This window comes from Actinomyces sp. 565 (genome assembly GCF_010365615.1).
In the GTDB taxonomy this organism is placed as follows: domain Bacteria; phylum Actinomycetota; class Actinomycetes; order Actinomycetales; family Actinomycetaceae; genus Actinomyces.
The window spans coordinates 1-9,715 of the sequence record NZ_PIZD01000031.1 but is presented as its reverse complement, the minus strand read 5'-3'; the positions used below and the strand labels follow the sequence as shown (position 1 = coordinate 9,715).

At 69.9% G+C, this 9,715-nt stretch carries 8 protein-coding genes; 4 read left to right on the top strand and 4 right to left on the bottom strand.

All coding sequences use genetic code 11. The annotated features are described in order from the left end of the window. Positions 1-480: 480 nt before the first annotated feature. Positions 481-1,623 (bottom strand): bile acid:sodium symporter family protein, encoded by a 1,143-nt coding sequence (locus GZ997_RS05900; RefSeq protein ID WP_161923318.1) that lies wholly within the window; start codon positions 1,621-1,623, stop codon positions 481-483. A gap of 224 nt (positions 1,624-1,847) precedes the next feature. Between GZ997_RS05900 and GZ997_RS05895 the strand changes: the two genes are divergently transcribed. Next, positions 1,848-2,726: an SMP-30/gluconolactonase/LRE family protein gene (locus GZ997_RS05895; RefSeq protein WP_162679226.1), complete on the top strand. Its 879-nt coding sequence runs from the start codon at positions 1,848-1,850 to the stop codon at positions 2,724-2,726. 120 nt (positions 2,727-2,846) lie between these two features. On the opposite strand, the gene GZ997_RS05890 is transcribed toward GZ997_RS05895, so the two are convergent. Next, entirely contained in the window at positions 2,847-3,455 is a 609-nt protein-coding gene (locus GZ997_RS05890; protein ID WP_162679225.1) for a DUF1269 domain-containing protein, read from the bottom strand. Positions 3,456-3,736: 281 nt separating this feature from the next. Between GZ997_RS05890 and GZ997_RS05885 the strand changes: the two genes are divergently transcribed. Beyond that, a complete protein-coding gene (locus tag GZ997_RS05885; protein WP_162679224.1) occupies positions 3,737-5,053 on the top strand; it encodes a hemolysin family protein in 1,317 nt (438 codons plus the stop codon). Here GZ997_RS05885 and GZ997_RS05880 read toward each other — a convergent pair. Together GZ997_RS05880 and GZ997_RS05875 are read right to left on the bottom strand one after the other, a co-directional pair. After that, the gene (locus GZ997_RS05880) at positions 5,038-5,559 is read right to left on the bottom strand and encodes a TspO/MBR family protein (RefSeq protein WP_203234043.1); all 522 of its coding nucleotides are present in this window, start codon (positions 5,557-5,559) and stop codon (positions 5,038-5,040) included. The two genes, GZ997_RS05885 and GZ997_RS05880, sit on opposite strands and share 16 nt — an antisense overlap. A 210-nt stretch (positions 5,560-5,769) precedes the next feature. Continuing rightward, positions 5,770-6,369 carry a phosphoribulokinase gene (locus GZ997_RS05875; RefSeq protein ID WP_238994299.1) on the bottom strand — a complete coding sequence of 200 codons (600 nt, stop codon included), beginning with the start codon at positions 6,367-6,369 and terminating at the stop codon, positions 5,770-5,772. 682 nt (positions 6,370-7,051) lie between these two features. Between GZ997_RS05875 and GZ997_RS05870 the strand changes: the two genes are divergently transcribed. Next, positions 7,052-8,452 (top strand): amidohydrolase family protein, encoded by a 1,401-nt coding sequence (locus GZ997_RS05870; RefSeq protein ID WP_203234042.1) that lies wholly within the window; start codon positions 7,052-7,054, stop codon positions 8,450-8,452. A 243-nt stretch (positions 8,453-8,695) separates the two neighbouring features. Continuing rightward, a complete protein-coding gene (locus GZ997_RS05865) occupies positions 8,696-9,283 on the top strand; it encodes a hypothetical protein (protein WP_162679222.1) in 588 nt (195 codons plus the stop codon). The last annotated feature ends 432 nt before the right edge of the window (positions 9,284-9,715 follow it).

Sequence of the window (9,715 nt, the reverse complement as noted above, 5' to 3'; positions counted from 1 at the left end):
CCCAGAATCTCACGACTTCTGACACTCCCAGATGTCATGAGATCCAACAGTCCCAGAAGTCATGAGACATCACAGTACGGTAGGGGTACGTCGCGTCACCGAAAGGTACGAAGCGTCGGTGCAAAGGTACGAACCGTCATGCGAAGTGCCGAACCGTCGCGGGAAGCGCCGAACCCTCACCCCGGGACGCACGGGTGAACCGCCCCAGGCCGCGCCCCCTCGCAGTGCTGCGTGGCCCGCACGGTGCCGTGGGCGTGGTCCGTACGTGGTTGTCTTTAGCAGGCCGTCCCGGTCACGCCCCGCCGGCCCGGTCACGCCCCCCGCCAACACGGCCGGACCCCACCGGCCCGGTCACGACCTTGCCGTCCCGAACGTGACCACCACATCGCGGACCGCCCCTGAACACCACACCCGCAAACTGGAAGAGCCGATAAACCGTGGAAGAGACGGCCCTGCCTCGACCGGAGCAGCGCCGGGAGGCTAGTCGTCAACGTCGGCGCGCTCGCGCAATTGGCGGATCGTGGCCAGCGGGTCCTCACCCTCGGGGAAGCCGCGCAGGCGCCAGTACATGGCGAGCACCGAGCCGGTGATCGTGTGCCAGAAAGTCGCCACCGCGCACGGCGCCGCCACCGCGGCGCCGAGGTAGGCGGCGGCCAGGGTGGAGCCGAGTCCGGCGTTCTGCAGGCCGGTCTCAATGGAGATGGTGCGCCGGTCGCGCCGGGATACCCCAATGAGGCGTGCCACCGCATAACCCAGGCCGTAGCCGATGGCGTTCTCGACGGCGATCGCCACGAACATCAGCATCCCGGCGGTGGCGATCAGTGCCTGGCTGCGCGAGACCACTGCGGCCACCACCCCGGCGATGGCAATCACCGACACCCAGGGCATGATCGGCTGAACCCGCGCCACCTGCCGGTGGGCGAACATGTTGAGCAGCAGCCCCGCCCCCACTGGCAGCAGCACGATCTGCACAATGGACAGCGCCATCGACCCCGCGGGCACCTCCATATAGGTACCCGCCAGCCACAGCGTGAGCAGCGGGGTGACCACGGGGGCGAGCATGGTGGACAGCGCGGTCATTGACACGCTCAGGGCGGTGTTGCCCTTGGCCAGGAAGCTGCACACATTGGACGTCGTACCGCCGGGCACGCAGCCGATGAGGATGATGCCAACCTTCAGCTCGTCCGGCAGCGGGACTACGTGCGCGACCGTCCAGCCGACCAGCGGCATCACCGAGAACTGCGAGAGCACGCCGACCACCACCGGCACCGGCCGCCGCGCGATCAGGGTGAAGTCCGGCACCGAAAGGGTCATGCCCATACCCAGCATGGTCACGGCCAGCAGCGGCGTCATGTAGTTGGACAGGGGCACGAAGGTGCTGGGGGAGAAGAAGGCCGCCAGGAAGGCCGCGAACATGATCAGGGGGAAGACGGTGACCGCGATGCGGGCACTGCGTTCCTGACGCGCATCCTCGACGCCGGTGCGCCGGGCCTCGGTGTGCTCGGCGGCGCCGCGCTGGGCGTCGGCACGGTCGGCCTCGTTTCCACCTCCTCGGCGGAGGCCGAGCTGATCGGTGGTGGGCGGCGCGGGCCGCGTGCTGGCGTCTTTGGCAGAGGGGGTCATGGGATCCTCGGAATGCGGGAGGCGGGGTGGGTATCCGCCTTCACGGTAGGTCCCTCCGCGCGCCGACGGCGCCGCAGTCCAACCGGCGGACGGGCGCCTCGGCGCAGTCAGTGGGCGCCCCCGTGCCGCGGTCCGCCGCAGCCTAGGGACGCGGAGGCTCAACGCGTGGGAGTTCGGGCGCCGTGACCGCCACGCACCCGCCCGCACGCGCATACCCTTGACCCATGCGAGCCCAGCGCATCACCGACACCATCGCCTACCACGCCGAGGGCCCCTGCTGGTGGGAGGCCACCGGCCGACTCCGCTTCGTGGACATGCTCGCCGGCGCCGTCGTCGAACTGGACGAGGCCGCCCCGGGCGGGCACCGCCGCCTGCCGGTCGGGTCCGCCGTCGCCTCCGTGATCCGGCCCCGCGTAGGCGGCGGTGCGATCGTCGCCACCGAGCACGGGATCTCCCTGTCCCGCCGCGAGGACCTGAGTGACCTCGCCCCCGCGGCGACGCTTTTCGCGGACCCGGCCGTGCGCACCAACGAGGGCGGCTGCGACCCGGGCGGTCGCTTCTGGATCGGCACCATGCCGTACGCGAAGACGCCCGGCGCCGCCACCATGTACCGCTGGGACGGCCTGGGCACGGAGCCGCTGACCGCCTGGGGCGGCGCCACCATCTGCAACGGGCTCGGCTTCTCGCCCGACTCCCAAACCGCCTACTGGACGGACACGCCCACCGGCACCATCGTCGCCATGGACTACCGGCCCGACGACGCCGACCGCGGCGGCCTGACCGATCCGCGCCCCTTCGTGTCTATCGACCCCGCCGCCGGTCATCCGGACGGGCTTTGCGTGGACGCCGACGGCGGGGTGTGGGTCGCCCTGAACGGCGGGGCGGCCGTGCACCGCTACGGACCCGACGGCGGCCTGGACGCCGTCGTCGAGCTGCCGGTGCGGCAGGTCACCGCCTGCACCTTCGGCGGCGACGACTACACAACCCTGTTCATCACCACCTCCCGCGAGAACCTGCCCGACGACGTCGAACCCGCCGCCGGATCGATCTTCGCCGTCGAGCCCGGCGTGCGCGGACTGGCGCCCCTGCCCTTCGGAAAGTAGGGCAGGGGCGCAGCCGGGCGCCGGGCCGGCCCAGCGGGAAGGCGCCCCGTTCCCGCCCGGCGGGCGAACCACCTCTACTGCTTCGGCGGGAAGCGTAGCCGGGCGCCGGGCCGGCCCGGTTCAGCCCTGGCGGTGGAAGCGCTCCTTGAGGCGGGCGACGCGCTCGTCCCAGTTCTCCTTGCGCTCCTGCCGACGCTCCTGGCGCATTACGCGCGTCGCCTCGCGGTGGGCGGCCTTGGCGGCCTCCTGCGCCGCCTCCAGCTCCGCCAGTACCTCAGCGGCGGGACGCCGCACCACTACGCCGTCAAGCGGGGCCACCACCCCGTCCAGCACTTCCTCCGCGTACTCGCGCGCCTCGGCAAAGATGGCCGTCGTGCCCGCGGGCAGGCGCGAGCTGAACTCGCCGATGGCGGTCTCGGCGCGGTTGACCCGCTCGACGTCGACGAAGCCTCCCGCCAGGGCGCCGGCGCCCCAGCCGAGCAGCATTCCCAGCGGCCCGCCCAGAATGCCGACGACCATGCCGATGAGCCCACCGGAGAACGCGCCGTCGCCGATGCGGGAGTCCGCGCCCTCAGCCAGGTGCAGGTGGCCGCCCGGCTCCCGCTCAGCAATGATCGCGGCAGGGACCGATACCCTGCCCGCCTGCGCCGCCTGCCGGATGTCGCTGAGGGCCTCGTAGGCCTTACTGGACTCCGCGAAGGTGATGACTAGGAAGTTGTGCGCCGTCATGTTTTCCGTCTCCTGTCCGGTAGTGGTTGAGGATCCCCTGAGGATCGATTACGTGGAAAGTAAACAGCTAATGTTGTGCTAGCGCGCCGGAGTTGGAGCTGAATTCAGGGATCTGGAGTGGTTTTCATAGAGTTGGTTCAGTATTATCCGGGCGGCTTCCCGGCATGCTTGAAGAGCACAGTAAGAGACAGGCGGAGACGGGTGTGGTGCACCTTGTGAATTCATGGGTTCGGTGGGGCCGCAATCAGGTCGTAAGAAGGACTGCAGGTAACTATGCGGGTGTGGATCCACTACTGCGCAACTGTCTGCTCGTACTGGCGTTCGTGCTCATTGGCGCCTGTTTCTCTGCGGCGGAGATGGCACTGGTATCTCTGCGCCCCACCCAGGTCGACGAGCTGGCTCGGCGCGGCCGCTCCGGGAGCGCGGTGAAACGCCTGACCGCTGATTCCAATCAGTTCCTTTCAGCCGTCCAGGTGGGCGTGACGATAACCGGGTTCTTCTCCGCGTCCTTCGGGGCCGCCCAGATCGCCCCTGCGTTGGCGCCCGCCCTGACCGCCGTCGGGGTGGGCGACGCGACCGCTGCCGCGATTGCCTTCGTTGCGGTCACCCTGCTGATCGCGTACCTGTCGGTTGTGGTGGGGGAGCTGGTGCCCAAGCGCATTGCCATGCAGTCGGCCCGGACCGTTGCCCTGGTGGTGGCGCGACCGCTCGCGGCGATCACCGGGGCTCTGCGCCCAGTGATCTGGCTGCTGGGCGCCTCCACCAACGGCCTGCTGCGGCTACTGGGACGCGACCCGGCGGCCCGGACCGACTCCGTGGGTCTTGGCGAGCTACGCACTCTCATCCAGGCGCAGGAGAGCCTGGGGCGGGAGGAGCGGCGGATGGTGGTGGATCTGCTGTCGGTGGGGGAGCGCACGGTGGCTGAGGTGATGACACCGCGCCCCGAGGTTGAGTTCGTTGACGCGGAGCTGCGGTTGGCGCAGGCACGGGCCGCACTGTCCGGTCTGGAGCACTCCCGCTACCCGGTGCGCCGGGGACGGAATGACGACGACGTCGTCGGCTACGTGCACCTGCGCGACCTGATCGCCCCCGCCGACGAGGCGCGCACAGTCGGCCAGATCGCGCGCGACATTCTGCTGCTCCCGGCTACGGTGCCCGTGGTGTCCGCGCTGACGCAGATGCGCGCGGCCAGTGCGCATATCGCCCTGGTTGTGGACGAGTACGGCGGAACCGATGGGATCGTCACGGTGGAGGACGTGGTTGAGGAATTCACCGGGCAGATCGCCGATGAGTATGACCGGGAGGAGCCCGCGGTGGTGAGCCACGACGGCGTCGTCGTAGTCACCGGGCTCATCTCCCGTGCTGACCTTGCCCGGGAACTGGGCCGTGAGCTGCCCGACGGCCCCTTCGACACGCTTGGTGGCTTCATCATGGCCGCGCTGGGGCGGATGCCGAAGGTGGGCGACGTGGTTGCCTGGGAGCGCCTGCGTCTGAAGGTAATTGCGCTGGACGGCCGCCGGGTGGGCAAGGTCGAGGTCGCCTCGCCCGACCCGCCGGCGGGCCGCCCCACCCGCACGCCCGGTCAGGACGCGTGCTGACCGGGCGTGCGCTCGTTTAGCTTCCAAACGGCGCAGGACAGGACTGTCGCGAAGGCGGTCCAGGCCGCGTACGGCGCCAAGACCGCACCGCGCCCTCGGCTCACCTTGAAGACGCGGCGGGTGAGATCCGCGGAACTGGCGGCGAGCACACCCGCCCAGGCGGCGGCGAGCATCGGCTGCTTGGCTCGGAAGAAGGCCCAGCTCCAGCCACCGTTGAGTGCCAGGTTCGTGACGGTTGCCGCCAGAAACCGATTCGCCTCCTTGTTGCTTCCGGTGAGCTCACCAGCCTGCCACAGGTCCGCCAGGGTGAGGCCGGTGGTCGCTGCGAGGTCCGTGTACAGCGTGGTCCAGACGATCGGGAAGACCTCATTGGGTGGGTTCCAGTCGGGCTTCTTGAGGTCCTTGTAGTACTCGCCCCTCGGGTCCGAGGAGGCGGTTCCGGCCGCGGCCGTCGCCGCCACCAGCGCGGATGTGGTCAGCAGTGCTTTCAGCTTCAGGTGTGCCATTTGGTGGCCCTCCATTGTTCCCGCGTACTCGTTTTTCGAGTACTGCTTCATGGAGGTTATTGAGCCGAGGTGAAGGGGAGCCCGGCATGGGCGAACAAGTGCGTGGGTAGGCGCCCGGCAGTCGCGGAGGACCGCCTGGAGCCGGGCTGATGCGTCTGCGCCCGAACATGGCGCCACGCCGTACGGCCGCGCGAGTCCGCGCCGGACCGGTCATGGCCGGGCGGCGTGCAGCTGCCAGATCTCGTCACAGCGGTGCGCGCAGGCGGTCACCAGGCGGGCGTTTGGCAGGTCCACGGTGCGCACCCAGTGGCCGGCGTCGACGGCGCTGCGGCCGAAGTCCTGGTGCCGTGCCACCAGGCGGGTGGCGATTTCGGCCTCGGGGACGTCCAGCAATATCAGTAGGTCGATCCGGGCGCGGGCTCCGGCCCAGCCGCCACGGTCCAGGGCCAGGTAGTTGCCCTCGGTGAGTACGACGCCCGACCCGCGCACCAGCGTGCCGGCCGCGACCGGCTCATGCAGGTCCCGCCGGTAAACCGGCACCAGGACGTCTGGGCAGCCGGAGGCGCGCACCCGGTCTAGCGCGGAGAGGTAGCCGGCGACGTCGAAGGTGTCCGGGGCGCCCTTGCGGCCGTGGCGGTCCAGCTGATCCAGGACGGCATTGGACAGGTGGAAGCCGTCCATGGGGACGGTGCCCGCGAGCATGCCACGGTCCCGCAGCTGGTCCTCCAGGGAGGCCGCGAGGGTGGACTTGCCCGACCCGGGTGCGCCGGTGAGTCCCACGATGGTTCGACCTTTGCCGCCGCCGGCCATGGTGCCGTCGTCAGTGCCGTCGTCGATGCCGTGGGGATGGCTGTGGTGGTCGGGCGCAATCCCGGCCGTGGCGCCGCGCAGGCGGCGCTCCAGGCGGTCCGCCAGGTCCGCGAGCAGCACCTCGGCGGACCCGGTGCGGACGATCGGTGGGGCGGGCACAGAGTGATTATGACTGATCGCCGCCCGCCCTCCCCACCGAGGTCGGTAGATATGGCGGTGAGAGTGGCCGTACGCCGTTGTGTGCACTGCGGCGGCCCAGACACTGTCGATGCCACGGCGACCGACGTTGCTCATATGTGCGATGTTAGCGGCGGGCACGGGGTGCTGCGGGGAGTGAGGTCTGCGGAAGCGGGTCGGGGCCGGGCGTTGCACGACCCTGGTCCGCATTCCACGACCCTGGTGCGTGTTCCACGACCCCGGGGTGGTCGTGGAACGTACACGAAGGTCGTGCAACGCCTGTCGGGAAGAGTGCTCAAGCACCCTAAGGCGCCCAATCGCCCGATCGTTAGTCCTCCAACTCCCCTAAGCGCCAAGTCCCGATCCCTCAGCGCCAGAGAGGAGCACATGAGCTGGATTAATGCTGCCGGTCTCACGGTTGCCCAAGGATGGGCCGGCACCGGCCACACCACCGCAGCGTTAGACACCGCTGCGTCCCTCCCCACTCAAGTACCCAGGAGGTCCCATGACGGACTGGATCACCCCGCCGACCGACGGCGGCGAACGCCTCGATGGAACTGGCGCCGCGCTGCTGACCGCGGACCGTATCCTGACCGGACGCCGCGGCGACGCCGTCGGCAGCCTCGAAAGCATCGGCGAGGATGACCCGCAGGGCGGCGCCGTCTTCATCGACGGCACCCGCATCATCGCGGTCGGCCCCGCGGCCGAACTGACCGCCCGACTCGGGGAGCTGGCCACCGCCGCCGGGACCGCGCCCGCGCAGGTGCGCCGCGTCGACCTGCCCGGCACCACCCTCATGCCCGGGCTCATCGAGACCCACGCCCACCTGCCCACCTCCGGCACGGACGTGGAGTACCCCGACTACGGCGCCCACGACGTCGCCCGACTCACGCTGAACGCCGCCCGCTCGGCGCGCGAGCTGATGTCCCTCGGCGTCACCAGCGCGCAGAGCCTGGGCGCCCGCCACTACGTGGACGTCGCCCTGCGCGACGCCATCGAGAACGGCGACCTGCGTGGACCCCGCATCACCGCCGCCGGCCCCCAGATCACCGTCACCGCCGGCCACGCCCACCACGCGGGCGGCGAGGCGGACGGACTCGATGAGATCCGCCACCAGGTCCGGATCCACCACAAGCGGGGCGTCGACACCATCAAGGCGATGGCCACCGGCGGATTCACCACCTCCGGCTCGGTGCCCTGGCTGGCCCAGTTCAGCCAGGAGGAGCTCACCGTCATGTTCGCCGACGCCCACCGCCTGGGCAAGTGGACCGCCGCCCACGCCCACGGCACCCAGGGCATCGAGCGGGCGGTGCGCGCCGGCGTCGACTACATCGCCCACGCCTCCTTCATCAGCCCCGCCGCCCGCTCCGAACCCGACCCGCACCTGGCCGACGAGATCGCCGCGGCCGGCATCTACGTGGACTGCACCATCACCGCCGAACTGCCCCGCATGATCGAGCGCGACGACACCTTCGCCCCGCCCGTCCGCATGCTGTGGGAGCACGGCGTCAAGATCGTCGCCGGGCACGACGCCGGCATTCCCGGTGTTCCGAACCGGGGTTACGTCGGCGGCCTGGAGGCGCTGGAGTACGTCGGCCTGCCCCGCACGGAGGTGCTGCTCGCCGCCACCTCCCGCGCCGCCGCCGGCATCGGCCTGGCGGGCGTGACCGGCGTGCTCGCCCCCTACTTCGACGCCGACCTGATCGCCGTCGCCGGGGACCCGCGCGCCGGGCTGGGCGTGTTGCGCGACCTGCGGCTCGTGGTCAGCCGGGGACGCGAGTTCATTCCGGACCGCGTGCCCGGGCTCGCGCACGACACCGACCTCGACGCCTTCGCCGGGCCGGGCTCGGTGCTCGGCCAGTGGCGGAACCGGGATGTGCTACGTGCCCGACACCCGGAGGTGTGAGGCTCACGCATCCGCGGCATCGTGCTGGGCTCGGTGGGACTGGATCTGCTGGAGCGGGATCTGGTGAGTTGACGCGCATCATTTTGCGGTCAGGCGCGTCGACGTCGGGATAGGCTCCGGATGACGGTTTGAAACCCGGATTCGGGTGGAGGCGTGCTGCTCGGCTAGGGGCTTCCCCGCCGAGTTCATGCAGTTCCGGAAGGGAGGGCGACGGTGCGCAGGTCATTGAGCCGAGTTCCCGGCATGACGGTCACCGACCTCGTCCCGGTCAACGAGGACGACCCAGGTGGCTCTAACGGCTCGCAGTGGGGGCGGGCACAGGTTTTGGTCAAGTACAACACGGCAGACAACCCCAACGTCGTCGTCAACGAGTACATCGCCAACAGAATCGCGATCGCCCTGGGCATCCCCACGCCCCTCGGTGACCTGTGGTTCGACCCGTCGGCCGGCGAACCGGCATGGGTTGTCGCCGAGATAGGGGAGCCGGGAAACCACTTCCCGCCGCCGCAGGAGGCCGCACTGCGCTCCATTCCCGAGAAGACGCGGGCCCTCATGGAGGCATTTGATGCGCTCATCTACAACACTGACCGCCATGAGGAGAACATCCTGGCCGACAACGATGGCCATGCCTGGGTAGTAGACCACGACGGGGCTCTTTTCGGCGACATCAAAGATGACCGGGCGACGGGGCTGCTGAGTACCAAGGATCGCACCGACTACGACCCAATGGGCTTCTGGGGAAATCTGCCTGCTACTTCGGCAGCCAGGGAACGTGCCATCGCCCACATCCGGGAGGGTAAGGGCGTCGTCGGGTGGGCGTCGACGACGTAGGATCATTTGCAACGCCACTTCGGGGTTAACAACGCCTGTTAACGGCCTGCTGAAGGGCTGGGAGGTATACAGCAGGCCGTTAAGTAGCGTTGTTAACGTCCAGCCGGCGCAGCAGACACCTCACCCCGGCACAACCACCACACCCTCGAACCGGAAGAGCCACTTCGACGGGTCTGTGGAGACGGTCGCCGCGCTGACCCGGGCGTGAGCGCATCCCGTTGATCGCGACCGGTGGCCGGAAGAGCCATGGCGGGGGCGGCCTGGCCGCGGCACAATCGGGCCCATGACCCGTCCCGTCCGCGACCTGTCCCGGCCCACCATGCCCTGCTCCGCTGTGCAGGCGCGCATGGCCGAGGAGACCGCCGCCCGCGCCGCGGCGGCGGGCCCCGCCCCGGCACTGCCCGAGGACGCCGGCGCCGAGGCCGGCCTGCG

Excerpts from the sequence above, each read along its gene's own strand:
- GZ997_RS05895 (WP_162679226.1), top strand. The coding sequence starts at position 1,848 with ATGCGAGCCCAGCGCATCACCGACACCATCGCCTACCACGCCGAGGGC.
- GZ997_RS05880 (WP_203234043.1), bottom strand. The coding sequence starts at position 5,559 with ATGGCACACCTGAAGCTGAAAGCACTGCTGACCACATCCGCGCTGGTG.
- GZ997_RS05875 (WP_238994299.1), bottom strand. The coding sequence starts at position 6,369 with ATGGCCGGCGGCGGCAAAGGTCGAACCATCGTGGGACTCACCGGCGCA.
- GZ997_RS05870 (WP_203234042.1), top strand. The coding sequence starts at position 7,052 with ATGACGGACTGGATCACCCCGCCGACCGACGGCGGCGAACGCCTCGAT.
- GZ997_RS05865 (WP_162679222.1), top strand. The coding sequence starts at position 8,696 with ATGACGGTCACCGACCTCGTCCCGGTCAACGAGGACGACCCAGGTGGC.
- GZ997_RS05890 (WP_162679225.1), bottom strand. The coding sequence starts at position 3,455 with ATGACGGCGCACAACTTCCTAGTCATCACCTTCGCGGAGTCCAGTAAG.
- GZ997_RS05900 (WP_161923318.1), bottom strand. The coding sequence starts at position 1,623 with ATGACCCCCTCTGCCAAAGACGCCAGCACGCGGCCCGCGCCGCCCACC.